The organism is Mycobacterium sp. 5-140-3-2 (assembly GCF_035666375.1).
Lineage (GTDB): Bacteria > Actinomycetota > Actinomycetes > Mycobacteriales > Mycobacteriaceae > Mycobacterium > Mycobacterium intracellulare.
Genome location: NZ_CP142025.1, coordinates 139338 through 154313, shown reverse-complemented (window position 1 = coordinate 154313; position 14976 = coordinate 139338). Strand labels below are relative to the sequence as shown.

Below are 14976 nucleotides of genomic sequence, written 5' to 3'. Positions count from 1 at the left end.
ATTACAAGACTTTGGTTAACTAAGTTACTTCGGCATCCGATAACACCGTCACACCACCCGCCGATACGAGTGCCACTCGTCGCCGGCGGGCAGCCGGCGGATGAGCCGTTGCACCGCTCCGCCGATGTCGCTGCGCGAGCCGGGCGAAAGAATCTGGTACCGGCGCTGCCCCGAGATGACGCTTTCGATGCACACGCGGCCCCCGGGGGTGTCGACGATCGACACCGTCGCATCGCCGACGGCCACGCGCGCCAGTTCGTCGGGCCCGACGCCCGCCTGCAGCGCGACGATGTTCGCGTGCGCCGAGCGCGCGGGATCGGCGGCGGTGAGAACCACCTGCAGCTGGTCGGCGTCGAGGCGCTGTTCGAGCAGGAATGCGCGCAGGCTGGCGGTGTCGCGCACCGAGTTCAGCAATTGCTCGGTGTCCAGGGTGATCGGCCGCAGCGGCGCCGCCTCGGCCACGCCGCACAGCCGCTCGATCTGACCCACCACGAGCTCGCTGGCCGAGGATTCGTTGCTGGCCGTGCCGGCCGGGTACAGACGCACCATCTCACCGTGCCGCTCCAAGACCACCCACCAGGTCGCGAAGCGGTTGATCGACGCGCGCGTGGGCTCGCGACCCGGCACGCCCATCATCACGACCAGACCCAGGTCGCGCCGCAGCAGGACGGTGAGCCATTCGCGGATCATCGGGTCGACGTTGCCGGCCTCATCGAGTGCGCCGGCGGCTATCAGGTCGGCGGCCGCGGGGTGGCCCAGCGCGCGTTCGGGGGTGTCCAGCCGCGGCAGCATCGGCCGCAACCCCAGCTCAGGGCATGTTTGCTCGACACCGGTGATCGCCTGCAACACCCATAGGCCATCGACCGTCGTCGTCAGCATGTCGCCCCGCCCCTAATCAGCGACTCCCTCGAATCGGCGTAGCAGAGACCGAAGGTGGGGCACATACGCTCGGCGCTCTGCCCCACCTTCGCTGGTCCCGGTGGTCGAGCGGGCTCAGAACAGGCCGGCGATGTGCTGGTCGGTGCTGAGCGCGCTGTCGAGCACGTGCGAGGTCGTCTGGCCGTGCTGGCGGATGGTGTCGATGAGGCCCTGCAACCCCGACAGCATCTGCGCCTGCGCCTCGAAGAAGCCCGACGCGCCGTGGCCGGCGAAGAATTCCTGCAGCGCGTGCGTCCGGTTGGAGGTGTCGTCGAAAATGGACTGCAACTGGCCGGCGCGGGAGGCGACGTCGGTGGCGAAGTCGGCTACGGCACCCGGGTTGTAAGTGATCGGGTCGGACATGGTGAATTTCCTTTCAAAAGACCTTTATGAATTGACGAATGGGTGGGCGGGTCAGGAGCCGTGGCCGCCGAATAGGGCGGTAAAGGCGTGCGAGGAATCCGCCTCGTGGCCTTCCATCAGTGCCGCCGCCTTCGTGAGGCCCTCGGCCAGGCGGGTGCCGCCGGTCAACACTTTGTTCAAGTCGTTTTGAACCTCGATGGCCGTCGCGTGCGACGCGGCGACCGCGTCACCGGACCAGGTGGCCGGGTTCATCACATTTTCCTGATTTGCGACGTATCCCTGACCGATCCCGATCGCATGTTCCATGTTTGCCTGAATCGCGTTTGAAGTATCGCGAAGCATTTGCGGGGTCACCTTGATTGTCACGGAATTCTCCTTCTGCGGTTGGCCGCCCCCCGTAAGGGCATGAAGCGAAGTGTATGGCGGCTATTCGGACCTGTCGATTCACCTTTCACCAGGGGGTGTGCTTCAGACTCTGGCGTCGACAACCCGCACGGTCGCCGGCTGTTCGGCTTTGTCACGGGATCCGCGGTCGCCTCCCGCCGCATGCCCCACGGGCATGCCGCCCATCGGGGCGCCGCCCGTCGTCGTGGTCTGCGGTCGCATGGCCTCGGCGCCCAACGCACCGGCCGGGCGCAACCCCACCGGCCGGCCACTGGTGGCGGGCTCGAATGCGCTGACCGGACGGGTGAAAGTGCTCGCGGGGACGCCCGCACTGCCCAGGGACGCGCCCCCGCCGGCCTCCGCCGCCGAAAGCCCGGTGGCCGAGACCGCGGAAACCGCGGGCGTCGCCCCGCCCATGCCCATGGCGCCGGGATTGGCGAACATGCCCATCAGCGGCTGCATCATCTGCATCGGGGCCTGCATCGCCTGCATGGGAGCCTGCATCATCTGCGGGGCCGCCCCCATCATCTGCTGCACGGGCTGCATGAACGTGCCGGCCTGACCCATGAAGTCCTGGGCGCCCGAGGTCGCCTGCCCCGCGCCCTGCGTACCGGTCTGGGCGCCCTGCATGGCGGCGCGCATGCCGTCGCCCGCGCCCATTTGCGCCGCGGACTCCCCCACCGCCGCCGCGGCCTGCGCCGGCGCCGCCGGCGAGGCGCCCATGGTCGCGATCGGCGGCGGAATGGTCAGGCTCGAGGACAAGGCCGTGAGGATCGATCCGTAGCTGGCCCCGACCGCGGAGTTGTTCGGCCACATCGACCCGAAGTACTCGAGCTCCAGCGACGTGATCCGTGGGGTGAGGGCGCCGAGCACCAGCGGGTTGATGCCGTAGTCGGTGGCGGTCTCGGTGCGGTTTTCGATGCATTCGGGCGCGGGCCGCATCGAGCCGTACGCCATCTGATACGCCGAGACCGCCGTCGAAACCACCGCCGGCTTCACGTCGACCCAGCCGGCGAGCCCGTGCAGCGACGCGTTGAGCGCGGTGGCGTTGGCCGCCGAGGCCAACGAACCGGCGCCGGTCCAGCTGGCCGACGTCGCGACGGTGTTGATCGTCGAGGCGATGCTGGAGCCGTGATGGGTGGCCGCCAGCGCGGTCCAGGCTGCCTGGTTGGCCAGATGAGTGACGACGCCCGCGCCGGCCTTGAGCAGCAGGTCGTTTTCCTCAGGCGTACGCGCAGCCCACCCAGGATCGGCCATGCGCACCTCCCCCTTTAAACGTTGCTAGCGACTAAGCGCCAATAGCCAGCGTCAGGCTGCGCATGAGCTCGGTGACCACATAGGTCCCCGAGGCGAGGGTCTGCGTGCCGGAGAACAAGCCGCGTTGGGCGGCGTGCTCGGAAACCACGCCCAGGTAGCTCGCGCCGCACGCGTTCAGCGCCGCCGCGAACATCGCCGAGTCGGGGTCGCCGCCCATCGGCAGCACTCCCAGCAGGACCGGCGACGCCGCCGAGGCCGCGGCCTCGGTCTCCGCGCTGATCGCCGACTCGGCGGCTGCAGACGCCAGCACCGCCTCCGACTGCACCGAAACAACCATGATTCCCTCCGAACCCTCAACGCCAAAGCCACGTGCTCGGGGCCTTCTTGGGGCCTTAGTGTAGTGCGGATTGGTTGATCTTGTATTCACTGCCAATCGGCCGGATGCGTGGCCCCTGATTTCGGTAATTCAGGCTGGTCCCAAGCGCGAAACTGGTGATTTCCCACAAAGAGTCGTTAATAAACCTCAATCGCCACTCGAGACTCGGCAGTCACAAAATCCCCGTCTTTTCTCGCCGGGGCGTCGAGTTTGATGCCGAATGGCAGGTTCCGAACGGCGGCGTAATGGTGTCGGGGATATTTGCGGGAAATGGCGGGCGGGTGAGTGCGCGCCGGCTGTCGAGGTTATCGGAGTAAACATTTCGCGGCGCGTTAAGAACGGCTCCGTCGGTCCAGGCAGGCGGCTAGGCCGGGCCACGCCCGTCGCCGGCGAGCCGCAACAGAAGTCGGGTGCCACCGAGTGGGCTGGTCTGCAATGCCGCTGTGCCGCCGTGCAATTCGGCCTGCTGGGCGACCAGCGCCAGGCCCAGCCCCGATCCCGAACGTGAGGCCGTCGATCCGCGGGCGAAGCGCTCGAACACCGTGGCACGTTCGGATTCCGGGACGCCGGTGCCGTCGTCGTCGATCGCGATCTCCACGCCCTCGCCGGAACTGCTGACGGTCAGCTGGATCTTGCCGGCGTTGCCGTGCTTGACGGCGTTGGCGATCGCGTTGTCGATCACCAGCCGCAGGCCGGTGGGCAGCCCGACCATCAGCACCGTCGGCGAGGGCACCAGGGAGACCTCGACGGCGGGGTAGCTGCGCAGCGCGTCGTGCGCGGCGCGGTCCAGCAGCTCGGTGATGTCGAAGGGGACGAAATCGTCGACGGTGGTCAGTTCGCCCTGCGCCAGCCGCTCCAGCGCCGTGAGCGTCCCTTCGATGCGGCTCTGGGTGCGGATGACGTCGCCGATGACCTCGTGCCGCTGCTCGGGCGGCAGGTCCAGGGTGGACAACACCTCGAGATTGGTGCGCATGGCCGTCAACGGCGTGCGCAGCTCGTGGGAGGCGACCGCCGCGAAGTCGCGCGCCGACTCGAGCGCCGCCTTGGTGCGCTGCTGTTCCTTGCCGATGCGGGCCAGCATCCCCTCCACCGCCTCGGCGATCTCCACCGCCTCGCGCACGCCGCGCACCTGGACCTCGTCCGGGCTGGACTGGGCGTTGATCGCACGGGCCTGCTGGGCCAGCAGCAGGAAGGGATTGACCATGATCAACGAGATCACCCAGCCCACCACGACCGTGCCGCCGATGACGCTGGCGCAGATCAGCAACACCCGCAGGTGCAGTTCGTTGATCCGATGCTGGGCCTCGGCCAGCGGCGCGGCCAACGCTATCGAGGCGGGACCCGCGGTGAAGGTGCGAACGCGGTACTGCACCCCGTTGATGGTCGTGTTGGCGTAGCCGTCGGGCAGTTGGGGCAACACGATGCTGCTGGGCGCCGACACGGTCACCCCGCCGATGCGCGCGGTGCGCACCAGGTTGCCGTCCGGCATGTGCCGATCGGGGGTGGCGGGCGGCGCGGTGTTGAGCAGGCTGCTGATGTCGCCCAGGCTGCTGACCGAATCGAGCCGGCGATCGAGCTGGCTGTACTGGTCGTTGGTGACGCCCACCCACACCCAGGTGCCCAGCAGGACGACCAGCGTCATCACCGAGATGGCGGCGACGATGAGGATGGTGCGCAGCGACAGCACCCGCATCGGCAGCTGTACACGCGGGAAGACGCGGATGTCGGGCTCCTTTGTGGGTTCGTGACGACCAGCCTGAGTACAACCCTCACAGCCGCGGGGGTTCGGCACGTTCAAGCGCGATGGCGTTTCGCAAGAATTTACCGTCAACCGCGCCGCACCCGTGCCCGCCGCCGGCCGGGGACCGGACGCCGTTTGCTCGCCCGCATGGTGAGTGAGTACTCTCTCACCATGCTCACCGGGCCCGGCCGCGGACGTGACCGCCTGCTTTCCGCGGCGTTACGCCTGTTCGCCGCGAAGGGGTACGCGGCCACGTCGGTGGCCGACATCCAGCGCGAATCGGGCCTGGCGCCCGGCTCGGGCGCGCTCTACAAGCACTTCGGTTCCAAACGCGAGTTGCTCGAGGCCGCGGTCGCGCACCGGATCGACAGCATCGTGGCGGCCCGCGAGCAGTACGACGCGGGACAACCGGGCAGCGTCGAGCACGCGGTGCGCACCGCCGGGCAGCTGATCTGGAGCAACCTCAAACACAGCGAGGATCTGCTCAAGGTCATGCTGCGCGAGCCCGACGAGCTCGGCGATCTCGACGAGAAGACGTGGCAGGTCATCACCGACAACGCCTACCAACGCTTCGCCGACGAACTGGCCGCGTCGAATCGCTCCGGGCGCACCAGCATTCCCGACCCCGAAGCGGCCGCGGCGGTCGCGATCGGCTCGCTGTCCTACGCCGCGACCCTGCAAGCGCTCACCGGCCGCCTGCCCGGCAACACCGACGAAGAACGGTATTTCGAGGCGTGGGTCAACCAGACCGTCAGCGTCCTGGCCCAGCACGCGAATCCCCGAAACCCTTTGAACACCAACAATTCAGGAGACCAGCAGTGACGTTTTCACTACAACTGTCCGATGACGTGATCGAAGTCCGCGACTGGGTGCACAAATTCGCGGCCGACGTCGTGCGGCCCGCCGCCGCGGAATGGGACGAGCGCGAGGAAACACCGTGGCCGGTGATCCAGGAGGCCGCGAAGGTGGGGCTGTACTCCCCCGACCTGTTCGCCCAGCAGGCGGCCGAGCCGACGGGCCTGGGCATGCTGACGGTGTTCGAGGAATTGTTCTGGGGCGACGCGGGTATCGCGCTGTCCATCATGGGGACGGGACTCGCCGCGGCGGCGCTGGCGGGCAACGGAACCCCCGAACAGCTGGGCCGCTGGCTGCCCGAGATGTTCGGCACCGCCGACGAACCCAAGCTGGGCGCGTTCTGCTCGTCGGAGCCCGACGCGGGTTCCGACGTCGGCGCCATCCGCACCCGCGCGCGCTACGACGAGGCGACCTCCGAGTGGGTCCTCAACGGCACCAAGACGTGGGCGACCAACGGCGGCATCGCCAACGTGCACATCGTGGTGGCGTCGGTCTACCCAGAGCTCGGCACGCGCGGCCAGGCGACGTTCGTCATCCCGGCGGGCGTCAAGGGCCTGGCGCAGGGCCAGAAATTCAAAAAGCACGGGATCCGCGCCTCCCACACCGCCGAGGTGGTGCTCGACGACGTCCGGCTGCCCGAGGACCACATCCTCGGGGGCCGGGAGAAGTTCGAGGCGCGCATCGCCCGCGTCAAGTCCGGGGCCTCCGCGCGCGGGCAGGCCGCGATGAAGACCTTCGAGCGCACCCGGCCCACCGTCGGCGCGATGGCCGTCGGCGTGGCCCGGGCCGCCTACGAGTACGCGCTCGACTATGCCTGCCAGCGTGAGCAATTCGGCCGCAAGATCGGCGAATTTCAGGCGGTGGCCTTCAAACTGGCGGACATGAAGTGCCGCATCGACGCCGCCCGCCTGCTGGTGTGGCGCGCGGGATGGATGGCCCGCAACAACCAATCCTTCGACTCCGCGGAGGGGTCGATGGCCAAGCTGGTGGCCAGCGAAACCGCGGTCTATGTCACCGACGAGGCGATCCAGATCCTGGGCGGCAACGGGTACACCCGCGACTACCCCGTCGAGCGGATGCACCGCGACGCGAAGATCTTCACGATCTTCGAGGGCACCAGCGAGATCCAGCGCCTGGTGGTCTCCCGGGCGCTGACGGGTTTGCCTATCCGGTGACGATCGCCGCTTGACGCGTCGCGCGGCCCGCGGCCCGCGCCGGCCGGGGAACGCGACATGATGGCGGGATGGCTACCGAGATCCGGGTGCTCGACAGCGAGGACGATCTGATCGCCGCCGCGAACGTGTTTCGCACGGCCATGGTCGGGTTTCCGCCGCTTACGGGGCTCGCCCCCGGCCAGATCACGACGCTGCTCGAGCCGGGCCGGACCGTGGGGGCATTCGCCGACGGTCAACTCGTCGGCACCGCCGATGCCGTGACGAGCCGGTTGACGCTGCCCGGCCCCGTGATCGTGGGTCACGCCGCCGTCACCCATATCGGGGTGCTGCCGTCGTTCACCCGGCGAGGCATCGCCACCGAGCTGATCCGTCACCAGCTGCGCGACTTCGCCGCACGCGGTGAGGTGGTGGCGACGCTGCGGGCCTCGGAGGCGACGATCTATGGGCGCTACGGCTACGGCGTCGCGAGCTCGTCGCAATCCGTCGAGGTCCACACCGCGCGGGCGGGGCTGCGGCGCGACGTCGGGACCGGCGGTCGGGTGCGCCTGCTCGACACCGCGCAGGCGTGGGAGTTGCTGCCGCGCATCTATGCCGAGAACCGTCCCGCCCGCCCGGGCACCATCGACCGCCCACAGTCGTGGTGGCAGGGCGTGCGGCTGCGCGCCGAATCCGACCCGGGGGCCGCGTATGTCGCCGTGCACGGCGAGCCGGGATCCGAATCCGGCTTCGTCCGATACCGCCCGATCGACACCGAGCGGTGGTTCGTCAGCGACCAGCGCACCATCGTGGTGGAGGATTTCTTCGGGCCCACGGCCGAGGCCTATCTGGGGTTGCTGCGCTTTCTGCTCGGACTGGATCTTGTTGACCGCGTGCTGTTTTGGATGCTGCCGCTCGACGATCCGCTGCCCTGGCTGGTTGCCGACCGGCGCGCCGTGCGGGTCACCGCCGTGCACGACGAAACCTGGCTGCGCATCATCGATGTGGCGGCGGCGCTGTCCGCCCGCGGCTACGGTGGCGACGGTGCCGTCACCATCGCGGTCAATGACCCTGCGCTGCCGGCCAATTCGGCACGGTTCGCCATCGCGGCCGACGGCGTCACGGTCACCGACCGGCAACCCGACGTCACCGTCGACGTCGAGGGGCTGGGCGCCGTCCTGTTGGGCGGCACCACGTGGCGCGATCTCGCCGTGGCCGGGCTGGCCCGTGCCGACGATCCCGAAGCGCTAACGGCGGCCGATCGATTGTTCGCCGTGCCCGAGGCGCCCCACGCCGGGTTTTACTTCTGAGGGCGGGGGTGATGCGGATGATCGTCGTCATCGGCGCGGGAATATGTGGCCTCGCGGCGGCCTACGAGCTTTCGCGGCGCGGCCACGACGTCGTCGTGCTGGAGCGCGGGCGGCCATTCGGGGAGCAATCCGCCGGGCTGGCGCGGATATTCCGGGTCGCGCATCGGCGCCCGGCGCTGTGCCGGTTGGCGCTGACGGCGCGAACGGGCTGGCAACGGTGGGAATCCGAGTTCGGCGCGGGGCGACTGCTGGGCTCCGAGGGCTTCATCGCCGCCGGCGTCTGCGACGACGTCGCGGCGGCCATGAGCTCCGCCGGCGCGCAGTTCTCCCGGCTCGGGCGTTCCGAAATCGCGGCACGGATTCCGTTCGCGGTCGTGCCTTGGGAGACAGGAGTTTTCGATCCCCTCGGCGGCAGCCTGCGCATCCGCCGCGCCCTGAGCGCGTTGGCGCGCCGCGTCGCCATCCGCAACGCACACGTGCTGTCGGTGGCAGACGACGGCGCGACGACGCTCGCCGACGGCACCGTGCTGCGCGGCGACCGCGTGCTGATCTGTGCGGGTGCGCACACCCCAGACCTGTTCGGTCCGCTCGGGGTTGACTTCGTTCCGCACACCCGCTTCACCTACCGCGGCGCGGACGCGGTCGGCGCGCCGTGCCTGTCCGCGCCCGAGGGCTACGGATTGCCGCTCGGCAGTACCGGCCGGTGGGCGTTCGGCCAGGAGGTGGCGGACCCCGCGACCGTGCGCACGCTGTTCCCAGCACTTTCGCCGGTGGACCAGGTGGACTGCGTCAGTGTCCGCGCCCCGTGGCTCGATCCGGGCGGCGACGGCTGGACGGTGGCGCAGCGTGGGCGCGTGCTGGCGTTCGTCGGTAGCAATCTCATGAAATTCGGGCCGCTGCTCGGTGAACTGCTGGCGCGGGCCGTGCTGGACGACGAGGTGCCCGCGCAGTTGCTCCTGGACTAGGCGCTAAACCGCAAGGGCGGCAACGTAACCCACGTCACCGACCGAGTGCGTCAGCCGTGCGGCGCCTCGGAGATCTTCGTGTCCGGCTTTCCGAGCGTCTGGCAGTACGTCGTCACCGAGAGCCGCGTCGCCGAGATCTCGACGTTGCTCGGGTCTGCGCCGCTCTTGTCCTTGAGCATCTTGCTGACTTCGTCGTTCTGCTTCTTCTCGTCCTGCGTGGTGAAGTCTTTGCACTTTGTGTCGCCGCCGGTGTTGATGACCTGTGAGGCCGAACACGCGCTGGACAACAAGACGGAGATCGCGATCGTGGCTGCCGCAATGTACTTCATCGTGTGCCTTCCTGGGTGCGAGTAGTGGTATCAGTACACCAAATCCGCTGATTTCAAACCCCTTCACACCGCGAAGTCCGCGCCCGCAGCGGCGGCGCGATCACGTCCACGGGAATAACCACCCGGGTGGCGTCGCGTTCTACGATCGTCGGCCGCGCGTTGGAGGGGGAGAAGACCAGTGATCTCGTCGAGCGTGCGCAGCGGCCGCAACCGCCGAGCGCGTAACGGCCGGGCCGCCACCCGGGCCCTGTTCGTCAGCGTGCTGGCGTTGCTGCTGGCGACGGGATGGGTCGCCAACCACTTCGTCGCGTTGATGCCGGTGATCAGCGGCCGCGAACACCTCAGCACCGCGACCCTCGATGGCATCTTCGGCATCTACGCGCTCGGGCTGCTCCCCGGGTTGCTGATCGGCGGCCGCGCGTCGGACGCGTTGGGCCGGCGGCCAATGGCGCTGGCGGGCGCGGCCGCCACCGTGGCGGGGACGGTGGCGATGCTGCTGTCCCAGCACACCGGCGCGCTGCTGGTGGGCCGCCTCGTCGTCGGGGTCGGTGTGGGCCTTGCCATCAGCTCCGGCACCGCGTGGGCGTCCGACCTGAGGGGCCCGGCCGGCGCCGCGACCGCCGGCGCGGTACTCACCGCCGGCTTCGCCATCGGGCCGTTCGCCGGCGGGGGATTCGCGTGGGCCGGGCAGTCCGGCATCCAGGTGTCGTTCGCCGTCGCCGCCGCGATCGTCGTGCTGGCATCGCTTGCCGTCGCCGTCGCGGCCACACCCGGCGCACACGTGGCCCGGCCGGCGCCGCCCCCCGACGCGGGCCCGACGGGACCGGCGGCACAGGGAGTGTCGCGGGCCCTGAGTTGGGCCATGCCGCTCGCACCGTGGGTATACGCCTCGGCGACACTGGGTTTCGTCACCATCCCCACGCGGTTGCACACCGCGCTGGCGGCCCCGATCGCGGCGGGCACGGCCACCCTGATCGTCAACGGGGTCAGCGGTGTCGTTCAGGTCCTGGCCCGCACGCGCCGGTGGGGGCCACAGACCGGGACCGCCGGCGCGGCTTTGGCCGCGGTCGGCTACGTGGTGGCCGCGACGACGCCACCGGCCCTGACGCCCGCGGTCGGGATACCGCTGTTGTTGATCCTGGGCTGCGCTTCGGGCCTGTGCCTGCGGGAGGGCTTGATCGATCTGGAGGCCGCGGCGCCGCAACACCTGCGGGGCGCTCTGACCGGGGTGTTCTACGTCGTCACGTACATCGGCTTCGCGCTGCCACTGTTGTTGGCGACCGCCGAGCCTGGCGTCTCGGCGGCGATCCTGTCGGCCATGGCGGCGCTGGCGTCGGTGAGCGCGGTCGGCAGGGCGATGCGGCTACGACGAGATAGTCACCGCCAGAACTGATTTGGCTCCACAGCGGCCGTCACACCAGTTCGCGCAGCGTTTCGATGAGCTTGATCCGCTCGGCCGTGGTCGACGCGATGGGCGCCACGTTCAGCGTGGTTACCCCCGCCTCGCGGTAGGCCGCCAGACGTTCCTTGACGAACGCTCGGGAGCCGATCAGGTTGACGTCGCGCACCAGATCGTCGGGCACCACCTTGGCGGCGCCGTCCTTGTCGCCGGCAAGGTAGAGCTCCTGGATCCGGTCGGCCTGCGGGCCGTACCCGTACTTGGTGGCCAGGGTGTGGTAGAAGTTCTTGCCCTTGGCGCCCATCCCGCCGATGTAGAGCGCCAGGTGCGGTTTGACGAATTCCCTTAGCGGCTCGACGTTTTCGCCGATGGCCAGGACGGGTCCGGCGTAGACGTCGAGCTCGCCCAGCGCGGGGTCCCGCTTGGCCCGCCCGGTGGCCAGCGCCTCCCCCCAGACGTCCTGCGCCTTTTCGGGCAGGTAGAAGATCGGTTGCCAACCCTCGGCGATCTCGGCCGCCAGTTCGACGTTCTTCGGCCCCAGCGCGGCTACCAGTATCGGGATGCGTTCACGCACTGGGGAATTGATGAGCTTGAGGGGCTTACCCAGCCCGGTCCCCCGGTCGGGCGGCAGCGGGATCGTGTAGTGCTTGCCCTGGTGGCGCACGGTCTCGCGCCGCCACACCTGGCGGCAGATGTCGATGACTTCACGCGTCCGGCCGATCGGGGCGTCGTAGGGCACACCGTGGAAGCCCTCGATGACCTGCGGGCCGGACGCGCCCAGGCCGAGGGTGAACCGGCCGTCGGAGACGTAATCCAGGCCCGCCGCGGTCATCGCGGTCAGGGTGGGCGTGCGGGTGTAGAGCTGCAGGATGCCCGACGCCAGCCCGACCCGCTGTGTGCTTGCCGCCAGGTAGCCGAGCGCGCTCACCGCGTCGAACGAATACGCCTCGGGGACAAAAACAATATCCAACCCGGCGCGTTCCAGGTCGGCCACTTCGGCGGCCACGTCCTTGAAACCGCCCGCATAATTGACGCTCAAACCAATCCGCATGGTCCCTACTTCTACGCGGTGCCGGATTGATTGGCCAACTCCAGCGCCTCCCGCTGGATGCGGTCGAACTGGGCGCCCATCGCCTCCGACAATGCCGTCGCGCCCGACAGCGGCCGCACCATCACCACGAAGTCGTCGATCAGCCCGTCGTCGTCGAAATGCAAGAAGTCGCAGCCGGTGATCTTCAACCCGGGCGCCCCGACGATCCCGGTCTCGAAAACGAAGGCGTGGTCGCGGCCGCCTGCGTCGTGAATCTCCCGGATGTAGCGGAAGTCCTCGAAGACGCGCAACACACCGCGCAGGATGGCCGCGGTGATCGGCTTGCCGACATACGGCTTGAACGCCACCGGGCTGGTGAACACCACCGTGTCGGCCAGCATCGCCTGGATGGCCTGTTCATCGCGCTCTTCGACGGCCGTGCGGAACGGGTGCATCAGCGACCTCGCATAGTCAACTTGTTGAGTAATGAGGTCGACGCTAAGGCCGCCGTCGGGAATTGTCCAGGGTGCGGTTGGTCACTTTGTTGACTAGTCGCATCGCTGTACGATCGGCCGGTGTCGCTGCGTGACGCGGTGTTGGCGGCCCTCCTCGAGGGCGAGTCGTCGGGATACGACCTGGCCAAGGGTTTCGACGCCTCGGTCGCGAACTTCTGGCCGGCCACCCCGCAGCAGCTGTATCGCGAACTGGATCGACTGGCCGAGCAGGGCCTCATCCGGGCACGGGTCGTGCGTCAAGAACGGCGGCCCAACAAGCGGATGTTCTCGCTGACCGAGGCCGGGCGCGAGGCGATCCGGCAGTTCACCGCGAAGGCGCCGAAACCCTCGGTGATCCGCGACGAGCTGTTGGTCAAGGTCCAGGCCGCCGACGCCGGCGACATGCCGGCTGTGCGCGAGTCCATCCTCGAGCGGATGCAATGGGCGCGGGCCAAACTGCAACGCTACGAACGGTTGCGGGCGCGCATGATGGACGGTCGCACCGAGAAGGAGTACCTGGCCCACACCGACCGGGTCGGCCCCTACCTGACGTTGGTCCGCGGAATCTCGTTCGAGGAGGAGAACATTCGATGGGCCGAGCAAGCCCTGGCTGTCATCGAACGACGCCTGTCGGCGATTCGCGGACCGCGGTGAAGAACTTGGTGCGCATCAACCGGTCGAAGACCGCCGGCAATTCGTGGAAGGGCCGACCATACTCGGTGGCCGCCTTGTCGACCAGGTTCACGGCCGTGACACGCCAATGCCGCTGGGCCAGAAACTCTTTGGTGTCGATGCGCGCATCGTCGTACCACAGCTCGGCCACCGGAGGCTGACCGGTGTCTTGGCTGATCGTGGGGACATTGTCGGCGAATTCGCGCACTTCGCCCGGGGCGGGACCGAGTTCGGCGGCAATATGGCTACCGGTCGCCGACAACTCGTGCAGCCTTTCGAACAGCGCATCCTGGGCCGGCCCGGGCAAATACGGCAGCAGTCCCTCGAGCGCCCACGCCGTCGGCCGGTCGGGGTCGAAGCCGGCCGCGATCAGCGCGCCGGCCCAGTCATCCCGTAAATCCGTGGCGACGGTGATGCGCCTCGTCGAGGGCACGGCGCCCTGCCGGTCGAGGACCTGTTGCTTGAACGCGAGCACCCGAGGCTGATCCACTTCGTAAACCGTGTGGCCCGCGGGCCAGTCCAGCCGGTACGCCCGCGAATCCAATCCGGCCGCCAAGATGACCGCCTGGCGCGTCCCCGATCGGGTGGCATCAGCGAAAAACTCGTCGAAGAATCGCGTCCGCACCCCTACCCACTGCGCGTTGAAGGCCGCGGCACTGCTCATGTCGGCGTTGTCCACGGCCGCAATCAGATTCGGTTCACCGGCGGCGGCGACGAAGCCGGCGGCGAAGTCGTCGTTCGCCAACGGCGGCTGCAGACCCGCGTCGAGGGCCCGCGCCGCACACACCGCCAAGGCGGTGAAGCCGACGCTCGTCACGATATCCCAGGTATCGCCGGCGCTTCGGGCCACAACGGCCTCCCTTCGGTCATCAATCGGGAAGTCAAAGATTCGTTCGCACAGCTAACGATAGCGTACGCCGTGCACCGCCGGGCGCATCGCAGGTGACGAGCGCAGCGTTAGCCTGAGGCATGACCGACTACCGCTCACCGTCGACCGGTCGGGTAGTGCGTGCAGTTCTGTTCGATACGTTCGGAACGGTCGTCGACTGGCGCTCGGGGATCGCCGCCTCGGTACGGCGTTTCGCGCAGCGCCAACACATCGACGTCGACCCCGACGCGTTCGCGCTGGAGTGGCGCAGTCGATACCTGCCCTCCATGTCCGAGATTCGCTCGGGCCGACGGGAATTCGTGTCGCTGGACGTTCTGCATCGAGAGAACCTCGTCGCATCGCTCGCGAAGTTCGGCGTCAGTGCCGACGCGCTGCCCTGCGACGAGGTGCAGGCACTCGCCCGGTCGTGGCGCTGGCTGCCACCGTGGCCGGACAGCGTCGACGGCATCGCGGTCATGAAGCGGCACGTCATCGTCGGGCCCTTGTCCAACGGCAACACCGGGCTGCTGGTCGAGATGGCGAAGTACGCGGGCCTGCCCTGGGATGTGGTCCTGGGTTCCGACGTCAGTCAGGCCTACAAGCCCGACCCGCGGGCCTACCAGACTCCCGCGCGATTGCTGGGCCTGGAGCCCGGTGAGGTGATGCTGGTGGCGGCGCACACCGCCGACCTCGAGGCGGCCCGCGATAGCGGCCTGGCGACCGGTTTCGTCGCGCGCCCGCAGGAGTACGGGCCGGACCCGGTGCCCGCCCCCGCGCCCCCGGGCCCCTGGGACGTCTCAGGCACCTCACTGGTCGAACTGGCGGGCTCACTGTTCGGTGCGCAGGGCCGACCTTGAGTGCCCC

General features: G+C 68.8%; 17 protein-coding genes. 7 read left to right on the top strand and 10 right to left on the bottom strand.

What is annotated here, in order from left to right; genetic code table 11:
* Positions 1 to 48: 48 nt before the first annotated feature.
* The 6 genes from P6281_RS00805 to P6281_RS00780 all read right to left on the bottom strand — a co-directional run bounded on the left by P6281_RS00805 (position 49) and on the right by P6281_RS00780 (position 4991).
* On the bottom strand, positions 49 to 879 hold the full coding sequence (locus tag P6281_RS00805; protein WP_009955255.1) for an ESX secretion-associated protein EspG: 831 nt from the start codon (positions 877 to 879) through the stop codon (positions 49 to 51).
* Between the two features lie 114 nt (positions 880 to 993).
* Positions 994 to 1281: a WXG100 family type VII secretion target gene (locus tag P6281_RS00800; RefSeq protein WP_008262888.1), complete on the bottom strand. Its 288-nt coding sequence runs from the start codon at positions 1279 to 1281 to the stop codon at positions 994 to 996.
* A gap of 51 nt (positions 1282 to 1332) precedes the next feature.
* Positions 1333 to 1647, bottom strand: coding sequence for a WXG100 family type VII secretion target (locus P6281_RS00795; protein ID WP_008262887.1), 315 nt, complete (start codon positions 1645 to 1647; stop codon positions 1333 to 1335).
* A gap of 102 nt (positions 1648 to 1749) precedes the next feature.
* Complete coding sequence (locus tag P6281_RS00790) at positions 1750 to 2922, bottom strand: PPE family protein (RefSeq protein WP_014381602.1); 1173 nt, start codon at positions 2920 to 2922, stop codon at positions 1750 to 1752.
* 31 nt (positions 2923 to 2953) lie between these two features.
* The gene (locus P6281_RS00785) at positions 2954 to 3259 is read right to left on the bottom strand and encodes a PE domain-containing protein (protein ID WP_008262885.1); all 306 of its coding nucleotides are present in this window, start codon (positions 3257 to 3259) and stop codon (positions 2954 to 2956) included.
* Between the two features lie 403 nt (positions 3260 to 3662).
* Positions 3663 to 4991, bottom strand: a complete 1329-nt coding sequence (locus P6281_RS00780; RefSeq protein WP_009956853.1) for a sensor histidine kinase — start codon at positions 4989 to 4991, stop codon at positions 3663 to 3665.
* A 219-nt stretch (positions 4992 to 5210) separates the two neighbouring features.
* Here P6281_RS00780 and P6281_RS00775 point away from each other — a divergent pair, with 219 nt between their 5' ends.
* From P6281_RS00775 to P6281_RS00760, 4 genes are all read left to right on the top strand, one after another.
* Positions 5211 to 5861 carry a TetR/AcrR family transcriptional regulator gene (locus P6281_RS00775; RefSeq protein ID WP_014383620.1) on the top strand — a complete coding sequence of 217 codons (651 nt, stop codon included), beginning with the start codon at positions 5211 to 5213 and terminating at the stop codon, positions 5859 to 5861.
* The gene (locus P6281_RS00770; RefSeq protein ID WP_008262881.1) at positions 5858 to 7069 is read left to right on the top strand and encodes an acyl-CoA dehydrogenase family protein; all 1212 of its coding nucleotides are present in this window, start codon (positions 5858 to 5860) and stop codon (positions 7067 to 7069) included. The genes P6281_RS00775 and P6281_RS00770 overlap by 4 nt, the downstream gene beginning before the upstream one ends.
* Positions 7070 to 7137: 68 nt before the next feature.
* Positions 7138 to 8355 carry a GNAT family N-acetyltransferase gene (locus P6281_RS00765; protein ID WP_014383619.1) on the top strand — a complete coding sequence of 406 codons (1218 nt, stop codon included), beginning with the start codon at positions 7138 to 7140 and terminating at the stop codon, positions 8353 to 8355.
* A gap of 17 nt (positions 8356 to 8372) precedes the next feature.
* The gene (locus P6281_RS00760; protein WP_026071079.1) at positions 8373 to 9320 is read left to right on the top strand and encodes an NAD(P)/FAD-dependent oxidoreductase; all 948 of its coding nucleotides are present in this window, start codon (positions 8373 to 8375) and stop codon (positions 9318 to 9320) included.
* Between the two features lie 50 nt (positions 9321 to 9370).
* On the opposite strand, the gene P6281_RS00755 is transcribed toward P6281_RS00760, so the two are convergent.
* A complete protein-coding gene (locus P6281_RS00755; protein WP_008262877.1) occupies positions 9371 to 9649 on the bottom strand; it encodes a hypothetical protein in 279 nt (92 codons plus the stop codon).
* A gap of 178 nt (positions 9650 to 9827) precedes the next feature.
* Between P6281_RS00755 and P6281_RS00750 the strand changes: the two genes are divergently transcribed.
* Entirely contained in the window at positions 9828 to 11042 is a 1215-nt protein-coding gene (locus P6281_RS00750) for an MFS transporter (protein ID WP_014378823.1), read from the top strand.
* 19 nt (positions 11043 to 11061) lie between these two features.
* Here P6281_RS00750 and P6281_RS00745 read toward each other — a convergent pair whose 3' ends face one another.
* Both P6281_RS00745 and P6281_RS00740 read right to left on the bottom strand, forming a co-directional pair.
* Positions 11062 to 12099 (bottom strand): LLM class F420-dependent oxidoreductase, encoded by a 1038-nt coding sequence (locus P6281_RS00745; RefSeq protein ID WP_014378822.1) that lies wholly within the window; start codon positions 12097 to 12099, stop codon positions 11062 to 11064.
* Between the two features lie 11 nt (positions 12100 to 12110).
* Positions 12111 to 12533, bottom strand: a complete 423-nt coding sequence (locus P6281_RS00740; protein ID WP_014378821.1) for a nuclear transport factor 2 family protein — start codon at positions 12531 to 12533, stop codon at positions 12111 to 12113.
* A gap of 120 nt (positions 12534 to 12653) precedes the next feature.
* Between P6281_RS00740 and P6281_RS00735 the strand changes: the two genes are divergently transcribed.
* Positions 12654 to 13226 carry a PadR family transcriptional regulator gene (locus P6281_RS00735; RefSeq protein WP_009956861.1) on the top strand — a complete coding sequence of 191 codons (573 nt, stop codon included), beginning with the start codon at positions 12654 to 12656 and terminating at the stop codon, positions 13224 to 13226.
* Here the strand turns inward: P6281_RS00735 and P6281_RS00730 are convergent.
* The gene (locus P6281_RS00730; protein WP_014381601.1) at positions 13186 to 14094 is read right to left on the bottom strand and encodes an SAM-dependent methyltransferase; all 909 of its coding nucleotides are present in this window, start codon (positions 14092 to 14094) and stop codon (positions 13186 to 13188) included. The genes P6281_RS00735 and P6281_RS00730 overlap by 41 nt on opposite strands.
* Positions 14095 to 14213: 119 nt before the next feature.
* Here P6281_RS00730 and P6281_RS00725 point away from each other — a divergent pair, with 119 nt between their 5' ends.
* Entirely contained in the window at positions 14214 to 14969 is a 756-nt protein-coding gene (locus P6281_RS00725) for a haloacid dehalogenase type II (protein ID WP_014378819.1), read from the top strand.
* The last annotated feature ends 7 nt before the right edge of the window (positions 14970 to 14976 follow it).

Excerpts from the sequence above, each read along its gene's own strand:
- P6281_RS00805 (WP_009955255.1), bottom strand. The coding sequence starts at position 879 with ATGCTGACGACGACGGTCGATGGCCTATGGGTGTTGCAGGCGATCACC.
- P6281_RS00800 (WP_008262888.1), bottom strand. The coding sequence starts at position 1,281 with ATGTCCGACCCGATCACTTACAACCCGGGTGCCGTAGCCGACTTCGCC.
- P6281_RS00790 (WP_014381602.1), bottom strand. The coding sequence starts at position 2,922 with ATGGCCGATCCTGGGTGGGCTGCGCGTACGCCTGAGGAAAACGACCTG.
- P6281_RS00785 (WP_008262885.1), bottom strand. The coding sequence starts at position 3,259 with ATGGTTGTTTCGGTGCAGTCGGAGGCGGTGCTGGCGTCTGCAGCCGCC.
- P6281_RS00780 (WP_009956853.1), bottom strand. The coding sequence starts at position 4,991 with ATGCGGGTGCTGTCGCTGCGCACCATCCTCATCGTCGCCGCCATCTCG.
- P6281_RS00775 (WP_014383620.1), top strand. The coding sequence starts at position 5,211 with ATGCTCACCGGGCCCGGCCGCGGACGTGACCGCCTGCTTTCCGCGGCG.
- P6281_RS00765 (WP_014383619.1), top strand. The coding sequence starts at position 7,138 with ATGGCTACCGAGATCCGGGTGCTCGACAGCGAGGACGATCTGATCGCC.
- P6281_RS00760 (WP_026071079.1), top strand. The coding sequence starts at position 8,373 with ATGATCGTCGTCATCGGCGCGGGAATATGTGGCCTCGCGGCGGCCTAC.
- P6281_RS00755 (WP_008262877.1), bottom strand. The coding sequence starts at position 9,649 with ATGAAGTACATTGCGGCAGCCACGATCGCGATCTCCGTCTTGTTGTCC.
- P6281_RS00745 (WP_014378822.1), bottom strand. The coding sequence starts at position 12,099 with ATGCGGATTGGTTTGAGCGTCAATTATGCGGGCGGTTTCAAGGACGTG.
- P6281_RS00740 (WP_014378821.1), bottom strand. The coding sequence starts at position 12,533 with ATGCACCCGTTCCGCACGGCCGTCGAAGAGCGCGATGAACAGGCCATC.
- P6281_RS00725 (WP_014378819.1), top strand. The coding sequence starts at position 14,214 with ATGACCGACTACCGCTCACCGTCGACCGGTCGGGTAGTGCGTGCAGTT.